Source organism: Saccharothrix hoggarensis, assembly GCF_052936025.1.
Map to the genome: position 1 here is coordinate 3,322,986 of NZ_CP193624.1, position 17,743 is coordinate 3,340,728.

18 protein-coding genes are annotated in these 17,743 nt (G+C 73.0%); 11 read left to right on the plus strand and 7 right to left on the minus strand.

Going from position 1 to position 17,743, the window contains the following annotated elements; genetic code table 11:
- Nucleotides 1–5: 5 nt before the first annotated feature.
- From ACRAKH_RS15440 to ACRAKH_RS15450, 3 genes are read right to left on the minus strand one after another with little or no spacing between them, the layout of a single operon-like run.
- Complete coding sequence (locus tag ACRAKH_RS15440) at nt 6–650, minus strand: ABC transporter ATP-binding protein (protein ID WP_447009895.1); 645 nt, start codon at nt 648–650, stop codon at nt 6–8.
- Nucleotides 647–1,312 (minus strand): ABC transporter ATP-binding protein, encoded by a 666-nt coding sequence (locus ACRAKH_RS15445; protein ID WP_380722805.1) that lies wholly within the window; start codon nt 1,310–1,312, stop codon nt 647–649. Before ACRAKH_RS15445 ends, ACRAKH_RS15440 begins: the two co-directional genes overlap by 4 nt.
- Nucleotides 1,305–3,761, minus strand: a complete 2,457-nt coding sequence (locus ACRAKH_RS15450) for an ABC transporter permease (RefSeq protein ID WP_447009896.1) — start codon at nt 3,759–3,761, stop codon at nt 1,305–1,307. The genes ACRAKH_RS15445 and ACRAKH_RS15450 overlap by 8 nt, the downstream gene beginning before the upstream one ends.
- Before the next feature lie 189 nt (nt 3,762–3,950).
- On the opposite strand from ACRAKH_RS15450, the gene ACRAKH_RS15455 reads away from it, so the two are divergent.
- Complete coding sequence (locus ACRAKH_RS15455) at nt 3,951–4,154, plus strand: hypothetical protein (RefSeq protein ID WP_380722809.1); 204 nt, start codon at nt 3,951–3,953, stop codon at nt 4,152–4,154.
- 39 nt (nt 4,155–4,193) lie between these two features.
- Here the strand turns inward: ACRAKH_RS15455 and ACRAKH_RS15460 are convergent, their stop codons facing one another.
- Entirely contained in the window at nt 4,194–4,382 is a 189-nt protein-coding gene (locus tag ACRAKH_RS15460; RefSeq protein ID WP_380722811.1) for a DUF3072 domain-containing protein, read from the minus strand.
- Nucleotides 4,383–4,520: 138 nt separating this feature from the next.
- Here ACRAKH_RS15460 and ACRAKH_RS15465 point away from each other — a divergent pair, with 138 nt between their 5' ends.
- Nucleotides 4,521–6,035, plus strand: a complete 1,515-nt coding sequence (locus ACRAKH_RS15465) for a chitinase (protein ID WP_380722813.1) — start codon at nt 4,521–4,523, stop codon at nt 6,033–6,035.
- Between the two features lie 103 nt (nt 6,036–6,138).
- On the opposite strand, the gene metG is transcribed toward ACRAKH_RS15465, so the two are convergent.
- The 3 genes from metG to ACRAKH_RS15480 all read right to left on the minus strand — a co-directional run bounded on the left by metG (nt 6,139) and on the right by ACRAKH_RS15480 (nt 9,641).
- Nucleotides 6,139–7,668 carry a methionine--tRNA ligase gene (gene metG, locus ACRAKH_RS15470; protein ID WP_380722815.1) on the minus strand — a complete coding sequence of 510 codons (1,530 nt, stop codon included), beginning with the start codon at nt 7,666–7,668 and terminating at the stop codon, nt 6,139–6,141.
- Between the two features lie 204 nt (nt 7,669–7,872).
- Complete coding sequence (locus tag ACRAKH_RS15475) at nt 7,873–8,766, minus strand: hypothetical protein (RefSeq protein ID WP_380722817.1); 894 nt, start codon at nt 8,764–8,766, stop codon at nt 7,873–7,875.
- Between the two features lie 254 nt (nt 8,767–9,020).
- On the minus strand, nt 9,021–9,641 hold the full coding sequence (locus ACRAKH_RS15480; protein ID WP_380722819.1) for an L-threonylcarbamoyladenylate synthase: 621 nt from the start codon (nt 9,639–9,641) through the stop codon (nt 9,021–9,023).
- Between the two features lie 401 nt (nt 9,642–10,042).
- Here ACRAKH_RS15480 and ACRAKH_RS15485 point away from each other — a divergent pair, with 401 nt between their 5' ends.
- The 9 genes from ACRAKH_RS15485 to ACRAKH_RS15525 all read left to right on the plus strand — a co-directional run bounded on the left by ACRAKH_RS15485 (nt 10,043) and on the right by ACRAKH_RS15525 (nt 17,728).
- On the plus strand, nt 10,043–11,194 hold the full coding sequence (locus tag ACRAKH_RS15485; RefSeq protein WP_447009897.1) for a hypothetical protein: 1,152 nt from the start codon (nt 10,043–10,045) through the stop codon (nt 11,192–11,194).
- A gap of 172 nt (nt 11,195–11,366) precedes the next feature.
- Nucleotides 11,367–12,629, plus strand: a complete 1,263-nt coding sequence (locus ACRAKH_RS15490; RefSeq protein ID WP_380722823.1) for a beta-ketoacyl-[acyl-carrier-protein] synthase family protein — start codon at nt 11,367–11,369, stop codon at nt 12,627–12,629.
- On the plus strand, nt 12,626–13,753 hold the full coding sequence (locus ACRAKH_RS15495; protein WP_380722825.1) for a beta-ketoacyl-[acyl-carrier-protein] synthase family protein: 1,128 nt from the start codon (nt 12,626–12,628) through the stop codon (nt 13,751–13,753). The genes ACRAKH_RS15490 and ACRAKH_RS15495 overlap by 4 nt, the downstream gene beginning before the upstream one ends.
- On the plus strand, nt 13,750–14,697 hold the full coding sequence (locus ACRAKH_RS15500; RefSeq protein WP_380722827.1) for a beta-ketoacyl synthase N-terminal-like domain-containing protein: 948 nt from the start codon (nt 13,750–13,752) through the stop codon (nt 14,695–14,697). Before ACRAKH_RS15495 ends, ACRAKH_RS15500 begins: the two co-directional genes overlap by 4 nt.
- On the plus strand, nt 14,694–15,590 hold the full coding sequence (locus ACRAKH_RS15505; protein WP_380722829.1) for an alpha/beta fold hydrolase: 897 nt from the start codon (nt 14,694–14,696) through the stop codon (nt 15,588–15,590). The genes ACRAKH_RS15500 and ACRAKH_RS15505 overlap by 4 nt, the downstream gene beginning before the upstream one ends.
- The gene (locus ACRAKH_RS15510; RefSeq protein ID WP_380722831.1) at nt 15,587–16,585 is read left to right on the plus strand and encodes a thioesterase family protein; all 999 of its coding nucleotides are present in this window, start codon (nt 15,587–15,589) and stop codon (nt 16,583–16,585) included. Before ACRAKH_RS15505 ends, ACRAKH_RS15510 begins: the two co-directional genes overlap by 4 nt.
- Entirely contained in the window at nt 16,582–16,935 is a 354-nt protein-coding gene (locus tag ACRAKH_RS15515; protein ID WP_380722833.1) for a hypothetical protein, read from the plus strand. Before ACRAKH_RS15510 ends, ACRAKH_RS15515 begins: the two co-directional genes overlap by 4 nt.
- Nucleotides 16,935–17,342 (plus strand): hypothetical protein, encoded by a 408-nt coding sequence (locus ACRAKH_RS15520; protein WP_380722835.1) that lies wholly within the window; start codon nt 16,935–16,937, stop codon nt 17,340–17,342. Before ACRAKH_RS15515 ends, ACRAKH_RS15520 begins: the two co-directional genes overlap by 1 nt.
- Nucleotides 17,342–17,728 carry a hypothetical protein gene (locus tag ACRAKH_RS15525; protein WP_380722837.1) on the plus strand — a complete coding sequence of 129 codons (387 nt, stop codon included), beginning with the start codon at nt 17,342–17,344 and terminating at the stop codon, nt 17,726–17,728. The genes ACRAKH_RS15520 and ACRAKH_RS15525 overlap by 1 nt, the downstream gene beginning before the upstream one ends.
- The last annotated feature ends 15 nt before the right edge of the window (nt 17,729–17,743 follow it).

Below are 17,743 nucleotides of genomic sequence, written 5' to 3' on the forward strand. Positions count from 1 at the left end.
GCCGCCTAGTCTACGGAGAGCCGCCCGCCGGCGAGCACCACGGTGCGGTCGGCCGCGCGGTGCACCTGATCGTGGTGCGTGGCGACCAGCACGGCCGCGCCCTCGTCGGCGGCCCGCCGCAGCACCCGCACGGCCGCCGGCGCGCTCTGCGCGTCCAGGTGCGCGGTGGGTTCGTCGGCGAGCAGCACGGCGGGGGAGCCGACCACGGCACGGGCCAGCGCGGCCCGCTGCTGCTGCCCGAACGACACCTCGGCGGGGTACCGGTCGCCCAGTTCGGCGATGCCCAGCTCCTCCAGCAGCCCGGTCACCCTCGTCAGCGAGCCGCCCGTGCGGCCGAGCCGGATCGGCAGCGCCACGTTCTCCGCCAGCGTCAGCTCGCCCGCCAGGCCGAGGGCCTGGGGGAGCAGGGCGCAGACCTTCCACGGCGGCGGCGACGTCAGCACCTCGCCACCCAGCTCCACCGTGCCCGAGTCCGCCCGGTCGAACCCGGCCAGCACGGCGAGCAGCGCGCTCTTGCCCGACCCGGACGGGCCGGACAGCGTCACCAGCTCGCCGGCCGCCACCTCCAGGTCCACGCCGCGCAGCACGGGCACCGGCCCGGCCGCGTGCCGGAACGTCCGCCGGACACCCACCGCCCGCAACGCCGTCATGCCGCCAACACCCCGTTCCGCAGGTCGAACCTCGTGTCGGCCAACGCGATCAGCCTCGGGTCGTGCGAGGCCACCACCACCGGCACACCTCGCCGCGCCAGGTCGGCCAACGTCTCCAGCACCAGGTCCGCCGACGACGTGTCCAGTTGGGACGTCGGCTCGTCCGCCAGCACGACGGTCGCCCGCCGTGCCAACGCGCACCCGAACGCGAGCCGCTGCTGCTGCCCGCCGGACATCGCCGACACCTTCCACGTGGCCGTGCCGGGCAGCCCCAGCTGCTCCAGCAGCTCGTCGACCGGCGCGTCCAGCCCGGACGCCTGGGCCGCCGCACGCAGGTTGTCGCCCACGTCCAGGTGGCCGATCAGGTTGTCCGACGGGTTCTGGAGCACCAGGGCGACGTCCCGCCGCCGCAGCTTCCGCCGGGCCGCGGACGACAGCCGCGCCGTGCCCGCGCCGCGCAGCTCGACCGCGCCCGTCGTGGGCCGCTCCACCAGGCTCAGCACCCGCAGCAACGTCGACTTGCCCGACCCGGACGGCCCCGCGACCACGGTGATGCCCGACGCGGGGACGTCCAGCGTCACACCGGACACCGCCGTCACCGCCCCGGCCGGCGTCCGGTACTCCACGCCCACCTCGCGCAGGCGCAACACGTGCTCACCCACGGATCAACTCCCCGATCCTCGCCGAACGCGCCGCGCGCACCGCGATCCACGCCGCCACCAGCACCACCAGCACACTTCCCACGACCGTCGACACCACGAGCGGAACGACGTCCGGCACCTCCGGCACCGGCGTCAGCCGCGGCGCGGGATCGAGCTGCGGCACGGTGAACCCGCTGCTCACCGCGCTCGCGGCCAGGCCGACGACGACCGCCCCCGCGGCCACGGCCCCCAGTTCGAGCAGGTGGCTGCGCAGCATCGCGGCGGGGCCGAGGCCCATTCGGGTGCTGAACGCGCCGGACAGCGCGTTCTGCCGCCGCCGCACCTCCACCGCCAGCAGCAGCGCGATCGCCGCCACCACCGCGAGGACGACGCCGATCGCCGTGACGAACCCGAACGTCCACTGAATCGTGAGGAACGGCAGGCCCTTCACCGCCTTCGACTTCTCGCCGACGTTGCGGTACTTCACGCCCACCGCCGCCAGCGCCCGGGTCAGCTCGCCGAGCGGCCGCTGCGACCAGACGTACCAGGAACCCACGTCGCCGCGGTCCTCGATCCGGTCGACCGGGACGACCCAGCCCGTCTTGCCGAGCTTCGGGAACGCGGGCACCCACGCGGACGGGTTGATCGGCGGCAGGCCCGGCAGCGTCACCTCGCGGCGCGGCGAGATCCCGACGCGCAGCGGCTCGTCCAGCAAGGCCGGGTCGATCTCGAACGGGAACGCGCCGTCGCGGAACGTCCTCGGGTCGACCACCAGGGCGGTCCGGTCGTACTGCTCGACGTAGCCGACGATGGTCGAGTCGCCGCGCAGCGAGCCGGGCAGCTCGGAGGTCTCCGGGTCGACCTGCGCGTAGCTGTTGGCGCCGGTGAACATGCCGGACTTCACCTCCAGCGCGGTCCTCTGCGACCCGGCGATGGCGGTGCCGACGGCGATCGTGCCGACCGCCAGCACGCCCACCAGCAGCACGCCGGTCACCGGCCCGGCCGCCGCGGCGAGGCGGCGGATCGCGAGCTGCGCGACGGGCGCCGACCAGAACCGGGCCCGGTGCGACGCGGCCAGCGCCCACCGCGCCAACCGCGCCGTCACCAGCGCCGCGGTGAGCACGACCAGCAGCGGGAACGCCAGGGCGGCGGCGTCGATGCGGGGCAGCCCGCCGATCTTCGTGGTGGTCGCCAGGCCGCTGTTCTGCACCCGGTTCCACGCCCACACGGCGAGCGCGGCCGTGGCGAGCTCCCACGGCGGGGCGGTGAGGACCTTGCGCAGCCGGTTGCCGCGGATGGCGACCTGGAACATGCGGTGCACGCGCAGCGCGGCGGTGGCGAACGTGACCACGACGCTCAGCACGACCACCACCGCGACGGCGACGGCGGCCGTCGTCCCGGTGCCCGGCGGCAGCGCGTCCGACGGCGCGTACACGGGCAGCAGGAGGCGGGCCGTGCCGAGCCCGGCCGCGCCGCCGACGACCAGCGGCAAGCCCAGTTCGAGGACGCCGCGGCCGCCCAGCGCGAACGGACCGGAGCCCCGGACCCACAGCAGCCGCAGCTCGGACCGGCGGCGTTGCGCCCACTGGACGGTGACCGTGGCGATGCCGGCGAGGCCGATGAGGAGGCTGATCAACGTCAGCGGCAGGACGGCGGACCGCACGTTCACGGCGGTCTGCGCGCCGTTCTCCACGGCCAGGACCAGCGGCGACACCGTGCGGTTGAAGAGGTGGCCCAGCGGTTCGACGCGGTCGGAGCCCTCGGCCAGCAGGGCCGCGGCCTCGTCGACGGTGCGCGGCACGTCGCTCGGGAAGCGGACCGTCACATCCGTGGGTCCGGCGACCTCCCGCGGTAGCGCGGCGAACGACTCGGCGCTGGGCATCCACACCACGGCGGTGGCCAGCTCGTCGCGGTCGAGGATGTTGGGCACGATGTAGTGGCGCTCGGAGCACCACCACGCGGGCAGCGGGTCGAGCACGTCGGCGTAGACCGCGGTGACCGGGGGCAGCCGCCCGCCCATGCCGCGCTCGCCCAGCCGGAGGTCGATGGTGTCGGCGATGCTCTTGGGTACCCAGAGACCGTCCTTGCCGCCGCCCTCCAGCACCTCCAGGTGGTCGGTGGCGCCGGGCCGGTAGCCGAACTTCGCGTCGGTCGGCAGGCCGCCGAAGTCCGTGCGCTGCTCCCGCGTGTACATGCCGACGAGGTGGGGCCGCGTCGACACCGCCTCGCCGACCTGCCGCACCAGGCCCGGCACGCGGTCGTGCGGGACGGTGGCCTCCAGCGACGGGTGCAGCGACTCCGCGCACAACTGGCTCTGCTGGTAGGTGATCGCGGCGCTGCCCGAGGCGGCCGAGTGCATCACGGCGGCGGCCACGACGAAGCTCAGCAACAGCGCCGTCACCAAGCTGACCAGCAGTGTCAGTGGGCTCGACAGGGCCGCGCGCGGTGCGGCTCTCCACGGGATCTGCACCACCAGACGGTAACCGGCGGTCCGTCGGGAAAGGAGCCTTCCCCGAACGGCAATCGACTGCCGGACAACATCACGGACAACGCCCGCCGTTGTCCGGGAACGCGCCGTGCGGACCGGACAACGGCATGGCGTGGTCGAGCTGCGTCGACCGGTGGTGTCGGCACCGGCCGGTCGGGGTACTGGCTCACCATGAAGCAGACCGTGATGAAGAAGTCGCTCGCCGTGCTCGCGAGCGCGGCGGCCCTGTTCCTGTCCCTCGGCGCGGGGTGCGACAACCAGGGCGGCAACGAGAACGAGGACCGCCCCGGCGTCGAGAACAACCAGGAGCAGGAACAGGACGGCGAGCAGGAGCAAGAGCAGGAGCAGGACGGCGAGCAGGAAGACGGGAACTGACCCGCCCGCCGCACGCCGGCGCGGCGGTCCGCGCCGGCGTCACTTCCCCCTGCCCGTCTCCTCCTGCAACCGGTCGATGAGCTGGGACGCCTCGACCTTCGTCAGCCCTTGCGGCACCTCCTCGCCCGCCTCCTGCGCCAACGTGTTCAGGTAGGACTCCTGCGGGCCGGTCATCGGCTCGTCGCCCGTCGTCCAGTCACTCGGGTCCTTCTCCGGATTCCGGTTCACCGGCTTCTCCTTCCCTCGAACGCTCGTTCGAGGTACCCGCTCGGACGGCAGGTCAACCACCTCCTGGTCTCTTGACAGACGGAACGTGGTCTAGTCCAATTTCCCCACCTGGAGGCCGCCACCGCTAGGAGGAGAACGATGTCGCGCAGAGTCCTGTTCGCCAGGGTGGCGGCGGTGGCGGCGGTGGTGGTCGGAGCGGCGGCGGTCAGCTTCGCGCCCGCGTACGCCGCGTCCGTCACCGCCACGTTCGCCAAGACGTCCAGCTGGGAGACCGGCTACACCGCCCAGTTCTCGATCAAGAACGGGACCAGCACGGCGATCTCCGGGTGGAAGGTCGAGTTCGACCTGCCCGCCGGCACGACCGTCGGCGCCTACTGGGACGCGTTGCGGACCAACTCGGGCGGGCACTACGCGTTCACCCACCGCGAGTACAACGGCACCATCGCGCCCGGCGCCACGGTGACGTTCGGGTTCAACGCCGCCGGCACCGCCGGCCCGCTCAACTGCAAGATCAACGGCGCGTCGTGCGCGGGTTCGACGACCACCACCACGACGACCACGACCACCACGACGACAACAACGACCACCTCCACGACGACGTCGACCACTACCACCACGACGACCACGCCGCCGCCCACGGGGCTGCCCAAGCGGGTCCTCGTCGGCTACCTGCACGCCAGCTTCGCCAACGGCTCCGGCTACATCCGGATGAAGGACGTCTCCGACGACTGGGACATCATCAACCTGTCCTTCGCCGAACCGACCTCCGCCACGTCCGGCGACCTGCGGTTCGCCCAGTGCCCCGTCGCCGAGTGCCCGAACGTCGAGTCCGAGGCCGAGTTCATCGCCGGCATCCGGGACAAGCAGGCCAAGGGCAAGAAGGTGCTGATCTCCATCGGCGGCGCGAACGGCCAGGTGCAGCTGTCGACCACGGCGGCGCGTGACGCGTTCGTCCGGTCGGCCTCCGCGATCATCGACAAGTACGGCCTGGACGGCCTCGACGTCGACTTCGAGGGCCACTCGCTGTCGCTGAACGCCAACGACACCGACTTCCGCGCGCCCACCACGCCGGTGATCGTGAACCTCATCTCGGCGCTGAAGACGCTGAAGGCCCGCTACGGCGCGAAGTTCGTGCTCACGATGGCCCCGGAGACGTTCTTCGTGCAGGTCGGCTACCAGCACTACGGCGGCAGCGGCGGCGCCGACCCGCGCGCCGGCGCGTACCTGCCGGTGATCCACGCCCTGCGCGACGACCTGACGCTGCTGCACGTGCAGCACTACAACTCCGGCCCGATCATGGGGCTGGACAACCAGTACCACTTCATGGGCGGCCACGACTTCCACGTGTCCATGGCCGACATGGTGCTGGCCGGGTTCCCGGTGCGCGGCGACGCGACCAAGGTGTTCCCGGGCCTGCGACAGGACCAGGTGGCGATCGGCCTGCCCGCGAGCGTCAACGCGGGCAACGGGTTCACGTCGGTCGCCGAGGTGCACAAGTCGCTCGACTGCCTGATGAAGGGCACGAACTGCGGCACGTACAAGCCGAAGGCCGTCTACCCCGACCTGCGCGGGCTGATGACGTGGTCGGTCAACTGGGACCGCCACAACGGCTTCGAGTTCTCCCGCACGCACCGCGCCTACCTGCCGCGGTAGCCGGACGCGGACCCGCCGGGGCGGCACCCGGCGGGTCCGCGAGGGTCGAGGAGAGCGGCGGTCGGGTGGGCTCTCGTACTCGGCGGTCAGCGGCGGCCGGCGGTCAGCGGGGGCGGGCCGGGGTGATCGTCGGCGGTGTCGGGCTGAGGCGCGGGAACAGGGCACGCGTGCGGGGGAGTGCGCCGGCGAGGGGTGTGCACTGCTCCGAGATCCGCTCGGCCGACGTCGGCAGGAACGGCGCGAGTTCGCGGGCCAGCGCGCGGCACGCCGTGAGCAGGGCCGTGATGGTGGCGTCCAGCCGTCGGCCCGCCGCCACGTCGCCGCCGCGCTCGGCTCGGGCCAGCTCCCACGGCCGCACCCGCTCGACGTGCCGGTTGGCCTCCTCCACAATCCGCCACACCGCCGCCGTCGCCCGCCTGAAGTCGAAGTCGGTGAGCGCCTCGTGGACGAGGTCCGGCGCGTCACGGCACGCCGTCAGCAGCGGGTCCGCGCCGGGGTCCGGCTCGGCGACCGGCGGCCGGCCGTCGCGGTAGCGGTGCACGAGGGCGGTGACCCGGCTGACGAGGTTGCCCAGCCCGTTGGCCAGGTCCTCGTCGGCGCGGGAGACGAGCCGGGGCACGGTGAAGTCGGTGTCGCCCACGCGGGCCACCTCCCGCACCAGCCACCACCGCACCGCGTCCGTCCCGTACCGGGCGGCCAGGTCGACCACGTCGCCGGCCGACTTGCTGATCTTGCGGCCGTCGGTGGTGAGGTGGTCGTGCACCAGGATGTCGGTCGGCAGCGGCTCGCCCGCGGACAGCAGCAGGGCGAGCCAGTACACCGCGTGGAAGCGCACCACGCCCTTGCCGATCACGTGCACGCGACGGCCGTCCTCCACCCACCAGCGGCGGTAGTCCGGGCTGCCCGTGCCGTAGCCCAGGCTGGAGATGTAGTTGCCCAGCGCGTCCCACCACACGTAAACGACCTGGTCGGGGTCACCCGGCACGGGGATGCCCCAGCCGCGGGCGCGGACCCGTGAGCGGGAGGCGCTGAAGTCCCGCAGGCCGGCCGCGATGAACGCGAGGACCTCGTTGCGGCGCACGGCGGGTTCGACGCGCACCGCGCCGGAGCTGATCAGGTCGTGCAACCGGTCCTGGTGGCGGGACAGCCGGAAGAACCAGTTCTCCTCGGCCACGCGCCGCGGCTCGACATCGTGCTCGGGGCACTTGCCGGCGACCAGCTCGCCAGGCGCGTAGAACTGCTCGCAGCCCACGCAGTACAGGCCGTCGTAGTGCTCGCGGTAGAAGTCGCCCGCGTCCGCGCAGGCGCGCCAGAGCCGTTCGACGCCGGCCCGGTGGCGGTCGTCGCGGCTGGTGCGGATGAAGTCGGTGAACGACAGCGCCAACGGCTCGCGCAGCGCCGCGAACGCCTCGGCGTTGCGGTCGACCAGGTCGGCGGTCGACAGGCCCTCGGCCTCGGCGGCCAGCACGTTCTTGAGCGAGTTGTCGTCGGTGCCGGTCAGGAACCGCACCTCGTCGCCGCGCCGGCGGTGGTGGCGGGCCAGCACGTCGGCCTGCACGGCCTCCAGCGCGAAACCCAGGTGCGGCCGGGCGTTGACGTACGGGATGGCGGTGGTGACGTAGAAGCGCGACATCGGGAACCTCCGGGGTGCGGGGGCTCCCGTCCGGTCGGAGGCCCCTGGGACGAGGGGGCCTCGGACGACGTCATCCGTGCAGCACCGGCGGCCCCGCGTGGCGGGGCACCATGACCGGGCACGGGGACGACGAGGACATGCGGCGACGCTAGCAGCGCCGCCGCACGTCCCGCGTCCGAATTACCGGGGTCGCGAGGGCGTCGGCTAGCAGCCGATGCGGTTGGCGCCCAGCGCGATGTCGTCGAGCCAGATGTCGTAGCTGCCGCCGTTCGGCTGGTAGAGCTGCCAGCCCAGCTTGACCGTGTCGAACTTCGGGAACAGGAAGTCGACCTGGTTGCCGCCGTGCTCGCGGGTGGAGACGGTCAGGTCCGGGTTGGCCACGCCGTCGAACCACAGCGTGATCCGGTTGTCGGACGCGTCCATGCGCCACTCCACGCACTGCCACACGTCCGGCTTCGACGGGGCCGACTCGCGCCAGTTCGTCCAGTCGCCGGTCGGGCCGCCGTCCGCGCCGACGCCCCACAGCGCCTTGTCCAGCGTGGGCACGTACTGGCCGCCCAGCGGCCGCACCACCTCGGGACCGTCGCCGGTCGCCTCGATCAGGGTGTAGTGCGCCCAGTCCGGCTCGGTCGGGAACGCGTCGACGCGCACCCGGACCCGGCCGTAGAAGCTGTTGCCCGGCGCGGCGAAGTCGTCCACCTTGAGGAACGCCCGGCCGTTGCCCTCGGCCCGCACGTGCAGCACCTTCTGGCCACGCCGGTCGCGTTCGACCTCCAGCGAGCCGTTCCGGGTGTCCACGCCCCACTTCAGGCTGGTGCCGGCGCCCGTGGGCACGTCCTGGAAGTCCTCGCAGAACAGCAGCTCGGCGCGGGCGCAGGTCTTCAGCCGGTGGTTGCCGTCGCGGGCCGCCGCCGGTCCCGGCTCGGCGACGCCGTAGCTCATGGGACCGAAGCCGGCGGAGCCCGCGGCGCCGGGGTCCGAGGCGGCGGCGTCGGAGGCAGCGGGGTCGGAGGCAGCGGGGTCGGAGGCGGACGCCGCCGGGAGGGCGACGACCGACAGGAGGACGGCGAGGACCGCCGAGGACAACCGTTTCCGCACGGGTAGCTCCTTCTGCGCTGAGGGGGCAGAGGGGGAACCTACCGATTCTGGGAACGCTCCCATACCTCTGACCGGCCCAACAGTGCTCGCCGAACGGCGGTGCTGCTCCACGCGGTGGTTGCCGGTCGTGCCGTCCCGGTCGGGTCGACGCTGTCGGGACGGCCGGTGGGATGCGCCGGTCGGGTGCGGGGGCCGGTGGGGCTGCCCCGGTCAGGTCGCGGTGGGAAGACGGCCGGTGGGGCCGCCCGGTCGCGTCAGACGAAGCGGGACGGGTCGCCGGCGCCGTGCCGGACGACCTCGGGCTCGCCCTGCGAGAAGTCGATCACCGTGGTGGGTTCGGTGCCGCAGTCCCCGGAGTCGAGCACCGCGTCGACCACGTGGTCCAGCCGGTCCTTGATCTCCCACCCGTGCACCAGGGGCTCCTCCTGGTCGGGCAGCAGCAGGGTGCTGGACAGCAGCGGCTCGCCGAGTTCCGCCAGGAGCGCCTGCGCCACCGGGTGGTCCGGGATGCGCGCGCCGACCGTCTTCTTCTTCGGGTGCATCAGCCGGCGCGGCACCTCGGTGGTCGCCGGCAGGATGAACGTGTAGCTGCCCGGCGTCGCCGCCTTGATCGCCCGGAACACCGAGTTGTCCACGTGCACGAATTGCCCCAACTGGGCGAAGTCGCGGCACATGAGGGTGAAGTGGTGGCGGTCGTCCAGGTGCCGGATCTGCCGGATGCGGTCCAGCCCGGCCTTGTTCCCGAGCCGGCAGCCGAGCGCGTAGCACGAGTCCGTGGGATAGGCGATCAACCCGTCCGACTTGATCAGCTCCACCGCCTGGTCGATGGACCTGCGCTGGGGGTTGACCGGGTGCACGTCGAAGTACCTCGCCATGTCGGGAGCCTAGTCCCTCGGGCCGGTCGGCGTGGTGCCCCGGTCCGGTGTCGCGCCACGGCGGGAGCGCGCCGGCCGGTGTCACGGGGGACGTCGCGGGAGCCGTCGCCGTCCTGCGGGCCGGTGTCGCCCGACCCGGTGACCGGGCGCCGGCCGCGTCACCGCACATGAGCCTTCGTCGTATTTGTCCAAAAAGGACTCACATTTCGGCTCCCTTGAGGACAGTTCACACGAACGCGTGGAGGAAACCCCCGGTCGTATTTTGTCGATCATCCTAAGTGGACGTGGACGGGCGAGTGCGGTGAAGATGCCCGGGTGAACCGGGAATCCGGACGTGGTGATCCCGCGCCGGTCCCCGGTCGTGTGACGCTTGCTCCAGAATTGAAAGCAGAACAAACCTCATGCCTCGCGAGACCGCCTCCGCCCCCGCCCCCGCAACGGCCTCCGCCACCGCGCCCACCACCACCGCATCCGCATCCGCGACCACGGCGGCCTCCGCGCCCGAACGCGGCTCACGCCCGCTGCCCGTCCACCTCGTCGGCTCGCTGCCGCACCCGCTGTGCGACGACCCCGCCACCTCGATGCGCTGGTTCCTCGACCACCGGGGCGACGCCCGGCTGACCGCGCTCCCGTCCGACCGCGACCCCCGCTGGATCATCGAGTGGCTGACGCACCACATGTCCGCGGTGCCCGCCCTCGAACAGGTCCGCGGCGGGGAGAGCCGGGGTTACGACGACATGCCGTTCTACCGGGTCCGCCCCGGCCACCGGCTGCGGCCGGAGGACATCGGGCTCGCCCGGCTCGCCCAGGCCGAGGCGGCGTTCGCGGCGCTCGACCGGCTCTGCCCAGCCGAGGCGCCGCCCAGGGTGCAGGTCGGCATCCCCAACGCCCTCGACCTCGCGTTCTTCACCTTCGGCTCGGTGGAGGCCGCCCGCGAGTGGCTGCCGACCATGCAGGAGGCCGTGCTCGCCGAGGTCACCGGTCTCGTCGCCCGGTGGGGTGACCGGGTGCAGTTGCAGCTGGAGACGCCGGCCGTGCTGGTGTCGTACCACTGCGCGCCGCCGCCGGTGTGGCCGACGCTCACCGCCGAGCTGACCGCGCAGGTCGGCGAGGTGATCGCCGCCGCGCCGGACGCGCGCTGGGTGCTGCACCTCTGCTACGGCGACCTGGAGCACGTGCCGGTGTTCACCCCGGCCGACCTCCACCCGCCGGTGCGGTTCGTCAACGCGCTGGCGGACGTGCTGGCGGAGCGGGGGGTGGCGATGCCCACCGTGCACCTGCCGGTCGCCAGCGGCGGCCACCCGCCGTGCACCGACCCGGCGTTCTTCGACGCCCTGCGGCACCTGCGGCGCGGGGTGGACGTCATCGCGGGCGTGGTCGCGGAGAACCACCCGGTGGAGACGCGCCGGGCGCTGCGGCTCGTCGTGGACGCGCTGGGCGGGCCGGTCGCCGGCGTCGCCGCCGCGTGCGGGTACGGCCGGCGCACCGAGCGCGCCGCCGCCGCGAACCTGGCGCTGGCCGCCGAGGTGGCGCGGGAGTGGTGCGTGGGCTGACCCGGGAGGACGGTGGGCACGCCGGGGGCCCACCGTCCCCATAGCGCTGTCCGAGCCGGACGCAAGCCGATTCGCAGCATTGTGCAGCTCCCTTGAAGGCCGCGTGGCGCACGCGGTGGAGTGGGGCGCGACAGAGGATCGAATCGGTAGAAGCGGACGGGCGGAGAGCCTCATGGCGTCAGGTTTGTCCCCGACGAGGCAGCAGAGCGGGCTGCCCCAGCGCCGGGTGGTGATCACCGGACTCGGCGTGTTCTCGAGCATCGGCACCGGCGCGGCCGAGTTCGTCGACGGCCTGCGTGAAGGCCGCAGCGGCGCCCGGCCGATCTCCGTGTTCGACACCGAAGGCTACGCACACGCCAACGGTTGCGAGGTCACGGATTTCCAGCCGGCGGAGTGGATCCACGAGCTGGACGCCGCGTCCCTGGGACGCGCCACCCAGTTCTCCGTCGCCGCGGCCGGCATGGCCGTGCGCGACGCGGGACTGGACCCGGCGCACCTGCGGGACCGGCACGGTGTCATCTCCATCGGCACCACCGACGGCGAGTCGCGCGACCTCGACCAGCTGGTCGAGACCGAGGTGCGGCGCGGCCCGGAGCACATGGACCGGCAGCAGACCCGGCGCGTGCCCGCCGGACGGCTGTCCTCGGCCATCGCGCAGGAGCTCGGGCTGTCCGACGTGGAAGCGGTCACGCTGCCCACGGCGTGCGCGGCCGGCAACTACGCGATCGGGTACGGGTTCGACGCGGTGCGCTCCGGCGAGGCCGAGTTCGCCCTGTGCGGCGGCGCGGACGCCATGTGCCGCAAGACGTTCACCGGCTTCTACCGGCTCGGCACGATCGCGCCGGAGCGGTGCCAGCCGTTCGACGTGGACCGCAAGGGCATCCTCACCGGCGAGGGCGCGGGCGTGCTGCTGCTGGAGAGCCTCGACTCGGCGCTCGCCCGCGGCGCGAAGATCTACGCCGAGGTCCTCGGCTACGGGCTGAACTGCGACGCCTACCACCAGGTCGCGCCCAAGCAGGACAGCGTCGCGGAGTGCATGCGGCTGGCGCTGGAGAACGCGGGCATCAAGCCCGAGGAGGTCGACCTCGTCTCCGCGCACGGCACCGGCACCAAGGCCAACGACGTCACCGAGTCGCGGGCGATCCGCCACGTCTTCGGCGACGAGCCGCCGCGCACCATCTCCATCAAGTCGATGATCGGGCACACGATGGGCGCGGCCAGCGCGCTCGCCGCGATCGCCTGCGCCCTGGCCATCACCGAGGGCTTCATCCCGCCGACGATCAACCACACCGAGACCGACCCCGAGTGCGACGTGGACTGCGTGCCCAACCACGCCGTCCCGGCGGACCTGCGGATCGTGCAGAACAACGGCCTCGCGTTCGGCGGCAACAACTCCGTGGTCATTCTCGGCAAGTACGAGGAGCGGGTGTCATGAGCTGGTACATCACGGGATCGGGTGGGGTGGCCAGCGTCGGCAGCGGCGTCGGCCCGCTGTTCGACAGCCTGTGCGCCGGTCGGACCGGGTTGGCGCCGCTGCGCGGCTTCGACGCCGAGCCCTTCCGGGCGCGCCACGCCTACGAGATCGACAACCGGCCGGAACCGGGCCGCGACGTGCCGCACCGGGCCACCGACGCGTTGGTGGAGGCCATCACGGAGGCGGCGCGCGAGGCGGGCCTCGACGACCTGACGGACGTGCCGATCCTGGTCGGCACGGGGCTGCGGGAGCTGCGGTCGCTGGAGCTGTGGTGGCGCGACGGCGTGCCGTTCGCCCCGCGGGACCTGCACTTCGGCACCGCGCTGCGGGACCGGCTCGGCGCCGTGACCACCTACACGTTCTCCAACGCCTGCTCGGCTTCGCTGTACGCGTTGGCGATGGGCAGCGACATGCTGGCCCTCGACGCGGCGGACACCGTGATCGTGGCGGGCGTCGACGTGCTCACCGAGAGCATGCACGGCCTGCTGGAGCGGGTGCACGCCACGCCGCCGGACCGGGTCCGCCCGTTCGACCGCAACCGCACCGGCGTGCTGATGGGCGACGGCGCCGCGGCCGTGGTGCTGCGACGCGAGCCCGGCGACCGCCCCAAGGGCCGGTTGCGCGCCGTGTCGGTCAACTGCGACGCCTACCACGTCACCGCGCCGGACCCGAAGGGCATCGCGTCCGCCATGCGGTCGTCGCACGACCTGGCCGGCGTGAAGCCGGAGGACGTCGACCTCGTCCTGCTGCACGGCACCGGCACGCTGCTCAACGACGAGGCCGAGGCCGTGGCGATGGCGGACGTGTACGGCGACCACGCCGACGGGCCGCTGATGACCGCGATCAAGTCCATGACCGGGCACACCTCGGGCGCGTCCGGGCTGATGAACCTGGTGGTGGGGCTGGAGTCCCTGCGCACCGGCGTGGTGCCGCCGGTCGTCGGCCTGGACGACCCGGTCGACGAGGCCGCCGACTTCCGGTTCGTGCTGGGCGAGCCCGCCACCGGCGACCTGTCGGTGGCCCAGGTCAACGCCTTCGGCTTCGGGGGCATCAACGCCGTGGCGATCGTGGAGGCAGTCCGATGACCGTCGTGGTGACCGGGGTCGGCGTCACGCTCCCGCGGGCGTCGTCCGCCGAGAGCCTGCTGACCGCCGTGGCGCACACCGCCGAGCCGGTGCGCCCGGAGCTGCGGATCGGCAAGAAGGGCCTGCGGTACAAGGACCGCGCCACGCAGCTCGGGTACTGCGCCGCCGACGCCGCGCTGCGCGACTCGGGGCTGCTCGGCGAGGACGGGCTGGCCGTCGCGGACCACACGGTCGGCGTGGTCGCCAGCTCCAACTTCGGCAACGCGGACACCGTCACCGGCGTGCTGGACACGATCGCCGCCGAGACGACCATGGGCACCAGCCCGATGCACCTGCCGAACGCGTCCAGCAACGTGATCGCCACCTCGGTGGCCATCCGCTTCGGGCTGCGCGGGCCGAACCTCATGGTGTGCAACGGCGTCACGTCCGGCCTGGACGCGGTGTTCTGGGCCGCCAACATGATCGCCGCCCGCCGGGTGACCCGCGTCCTGGTGCTCGGGGTCGAGCCGGACAACGACGTGGTGCGCAAGCTGCTCGGCGGTCGGCGTGCCATCGACGGCGCGGTCGGGCTCGTGCTCGAAGACGCCGAGGCGGCCGCCGAGCGGGGCGCCACCGTGCGCGCCGAGGTGGGCCGCTACGCCCGGACCGGCGGCGTGCGCGAGTGCGTCGACCGGCTGTCCGACGTGGACGGTGGCGCGCCCGGCCTGCTGCACCTGCCGGAGAGTGGCGGCGCGGTGCCCGACTCGATCCTGGCCGGCGTGCCGCGGTACGACCTGGCCAAGGCCTGGGGCGTGGCGTCCGGCGCGCTCGGCGTGATGCAGTGCGCGGCGGCCGTCGGCTGGTTCGCCGGGCGCGGCGACGGTCCCGTGTACGTCCTCGCGGGCGGCGACGGCGACGAGGCCACCGCCGGCCTGGTGCTGCGACCCGCCGGGGTGGCCGGATGACCCTGGCGGCGGACGTCGAGCGTCCGGTCGTGCTGCGGCGGCACGCCGAGGGCGAACGCGCCCGGCTCCTGCTGCTGCACGGCCTGGCGAACAGCAGCACCGTGTGGTCGGAGTTCGTCCGGCACGCCGACCGCGGGTTCGACATCTGGTCGGCCGACCTGCCGTGGCGGGGCGAGGGCGTGGCGTCGTGGAGCAACCGCGGCGACCTGCCCGCGTGGATCGCCGAGGCGATGGACGAGGTGCCGGGCGGCGCCGGCGTCGTGGTGGCGCACTCCTTCTCCGCGACGTTGCTGCTGACCCTGCTGGACCGGGAGGCGTCCGCCGGGCGCGACCCGTTCGAGCGGTACGGCATCCGGGCGCTGGTGCTGGTCTCGCCGTTCTACCGCACCGACCCCGAGGACTTCGACTGGGCGGACATCTCCCGGTACCTCAACGACTTCCACCTGATCATGGAGGACGGCATCCGGGTGCACGCCGGCGGCCGGGTCGGGCCGGACCTCCGGCGCGACCTGGCGCACCGGGTGCGCGACCACGTCGGCCCGTACGGCTGGACGAGGTTCTTCCAGACCTACCTCGACACGCCGTGGCTGCGCACGGACGCGATCCGGGTGCCGTGCCTGGTCCTCGCCGGCGAGCGGGACTTCGCCGCGCCGCCCGGCGAGGCCGTCTCGCTGGCCGGGCGGCTGCCCGACGCGGACGTGCGGGTCCTGCCCGACTGCGGCCACTTCCTGATGTCCGAGCAGCCGGGCGGTTTCGCCGACGCCATCGCGGAGTTCGTCGCCGCACTGCCCGACACCCGGCGGCGCCGCCCGCCGGGCGCCGACACCGACGCACTGCCCACCGGACGCCGAGCGGGGTCCGGATTCCGACCAGTAGGGGAGCACACCCGATGACCGCCGTTGCGGAGTCCATCACCCACGAGCTGTTGTCCCGCGCCACGACGGTGGCCGTGCGGCCGAGGTACGAGGGCAACAACATCTGCACCTGGATCGGCTTCAAGCACGTCAACTACCTGGTCGAAGAGGCCGTGCTGGACCACTTCCGCCAGTCCGGCCTGTCGAGCAGGCGGCTGTTCGAGGAGTTCGGGCTCGGCCTGGACATCGTCTCCATCGACACCCGCATCCTCAACGCGTTCCACCTCGACGAGGTCGGCTTCGCCACCGTCGTGCCGAAGATCGCCGACGGCTCCGACCGGCTCGACTTCACGGTGACCATCACCAAGGAGGGCGGCACGACCAAGGACGTCACGTCCAAGGTGACGGTGGCGCTGCGCAAGGACACCTACATCGAGCCGACCGACGCCTACCCGTCGGAGCTGGAGCGGTTCGTCGTCGCGAAGATCGGCGGCGCGGAGCCCGGCGAGCGGGTCGACGTGGCCGCCAACACAGCGCTGTCCGAGGGCCGCGGCACCAGCGCGGGCGACGACCCGGTACTGAAGCAGCTGACCGCCGGCCGCAACGCGTTCGGCTGGAAGTGGCGCATCCCGTACCCGTACTGCCACAACAACGAGCGCCTCCAGATGTCCGGCTACCTGCGCCAGATGGAGGAGGTCGTCGACCTGTTCCTGGCCGACCGCGGCATCTCGATCAAGACGCTGCTGGACGACCGCCGCTGGATCCCGGTCGTCCCGCACTCGAAGATCAAGTTCCTGGACGAGGCGCTGATGGAGGAGGACCTCTACACGATCTACACCGTGGAGGAGATCTTCAAGGACTTCACCTACCGCTCCCGCATGGACACCTACGTGGTCCGCGACGGCCGGCTCGTGCAGACCTCGACCGGCACCATCACCCACGGCTACGCCGTGATCGAGAACCGCCGCGACTGGAAGCTCGTGCCGTTCGACCAGCGCGTGCTCGAGGCGTTCGGGCGAGTGAACCCGTCATGAGCGCGGGCGGGGTGACCGACGCGCGGCCGGGCCACCTGCTGGTGGCCTCCCGCGGACCGTGGGCGGGACCGGGCGTGGAGCGGTTCCTGTCCGACGCCGCCGCCCTCGCCGGCACCGGCACACCGGTCACGGTGGCGCTGATCGCCGACGCGACGGCGCTGGCGCTGCCCGGCGGCTCGGCCGACCTGGTCACCCTGCTCGACGCGGGCGTCGCCGTGCTGGTGGACCGCTTCTCGGCGGCCCAGCGCGGCGTCGCCGGGATGGACCTCCCGGCCGGCGCGCGGTGGGTCGACGCCGACGAGCTGGCCGTGCTGCTGCTGGAACCCGACGTGCCGGTGGTGTGGCACTGATGGCCCGCGCGATCCCGAGCACGGACGTGCTCATCACGCTGATGGGCGCGCCGCACGCCGACGACACCGTCACCAGCGCGATCCGGCTGGTGCAGGCGATGCTGGCGCGCGGCGGCCGGGTGCAGGTCTGGACCTGCGGCTACGCCACCATGCTGACCCAGCGGTCGCTCGGCGACAGCAAGCCGCGCAACCTCGCCGACTGGTCCGCCGAGTACCCGACGACGACGGCGCTGGTCTCCGAGCTGCTGGAGGCGTTCCCGGAGCAGCTGTTCTGGTACGGCTGCCGGTTCTGCAGCGACGACCGCGGCGCGACCGACCACCTGCCCGGCGTGGTGCTGCGGGCGCCCGCCAAGTACGCGGACAACGTCGCCGCGGCCGCGAAGACCGTGCTGATCGGGGTCATGTGATGGCCGAGACGCTGGCGATCGTGGAACGCGCCTACCGGGGCGCGCTGGAGAAGCAGTTCTTCGACGCGCTGTACCTGGCGGTGGAGCTGCACCGCCAGCTCGGCGGGCTCGACGTGCTGCTGCGCGGACCGGCGGTCAGCTACGCCGCCGCCCGCGCCGAGGTCGGGCCGATCGACGTGGGGCGCCGCCGGGTCGACACCCTCACCGACCCGCGCCGCGACCTGACCCGGCTGCGCGAGTCCGGAGTGGACATCTGGGTCGAGGAACGGGACCTCGCGCCGTTCGGCGTGACCGGACCGGGCGCGCTGCTGCCCGGCATCCGGACCGCCGCGCCGGGCGAGCTGGCCCGGCGGTGGCCCGACTACCGGCGGGTCTGCTTCCTGTGAACGGACCCGCCCGGT

What these genes read in the sequence shown, in the direction of transcription:
- ACRAKH_RS15510 (WP_380722831.1), top strand. Translation starts at nt 15,587, where the DNA reads ATGACCGCCGTTGCGGAGTCCATCACCCACGAGCTGTTGTCCCGCGCC.
- metG (WP_380722815.1), bottom strand. Translation starts at nt 7,668, where the DNA reads ATGTCGCGCTTCTACGTCACCACCGCCATCCCGTACGTCAACGCCCGG.
- ACRAKH_RS15455 (WP_380722809.1), top strand. Translation starts at nt 3,951, where the DNA reads ATGAAGCAGACCGTGATGAAGAAGTCGCTCGCCGTGCTCGCGAGCGCG.
- ACRAKH_RS15490 (WP_380722823.1), top strand. Translation starts at nt 11,367, where the DNA reads ATGGCGTCAGGTTTGTCCCCGACGAGGCAGCAGAGCGGGCTGCCCCAG.
- ACRAKH_RS15505 (WP_380722829.1), top strand. Translation starts at nt 14,694, where the DNA reads ATGACCCTGGCGGCGGACGTCGAGCGTCCGGTCGTGCTGCGGCGGCAC.
- ACRAKH_RS15485 (WP_447009897.1), top strand. Translation starts at nt 10,043, where the DNA reads ATGCCTCGCGAGACCGCCTCCGCCCCCGCCCCCGCAACGGCCTCCGCC.
- ACRAKH_RS15520 (WP_380722835.1), top strand. Translation starts at nt 16,935, where the DNA reads ATGGCCCGCGCGATCCCGAGCACGGACGTGCTCATCACGCTGATGGGC.
- ACRAKH_RS15515 (WP_380722833.1), top strand. Translation starts at nt 16,582, where the DNA reads ATGAGCGCGGGCGGGGTGACCGACGCGCGGCCGGGCCACCTGCTGGTG.
- ACRAKH_RS15465 (WP_380722813.1), top strand. Translation starts at nt 4,521, where the DNA reads ATGTCGCGCAGAGTCCTGTTCGCCAGGGTGGCGGCGGTGGCGGCGGTG.
- ACRAKH_RS15500 (WP_380722827.1), top strand. Translation starts at nt 13,750, where the DNA reads ATGACCGTCGTGGTGACCGGGGTCGGCGTCACGCTCCCGCGGGCGTCG.
- ACRAKH_RS15480 (WP_380722819.1), bottom strand. Translation starts at nt 9,641, where the DNA reads ATGGCGAGGTACTTCGACGTGCACCCGGTCAACCCCCAGCGCAGGTCC.
- ACRAKH_RS15525 (WP_380722837.1), top strand. Translation starts at nt 17,342, where the DNA reads ATGGCCGAGACGCTGGCGATCGTGGAACGCGCCTACCGGGGCGCGCTG.
- ACRAKH_RS15440 (WP_447009895.1), bottom strand. Translation starts at nt 650, where the DNA reads ATGACGGCGTTGCGGGCGGTGGGTGTCCGGCGGACGTTCCGGCACGCG.
- ACRAKH_RS15495 (WP_380722825.1), top strand. Translation starts at nt 12,626, where the DNA reads ATGAGCTGGTACATCACGGGATCGGGTGGGGTGGCCAGCGTCGGCAGC.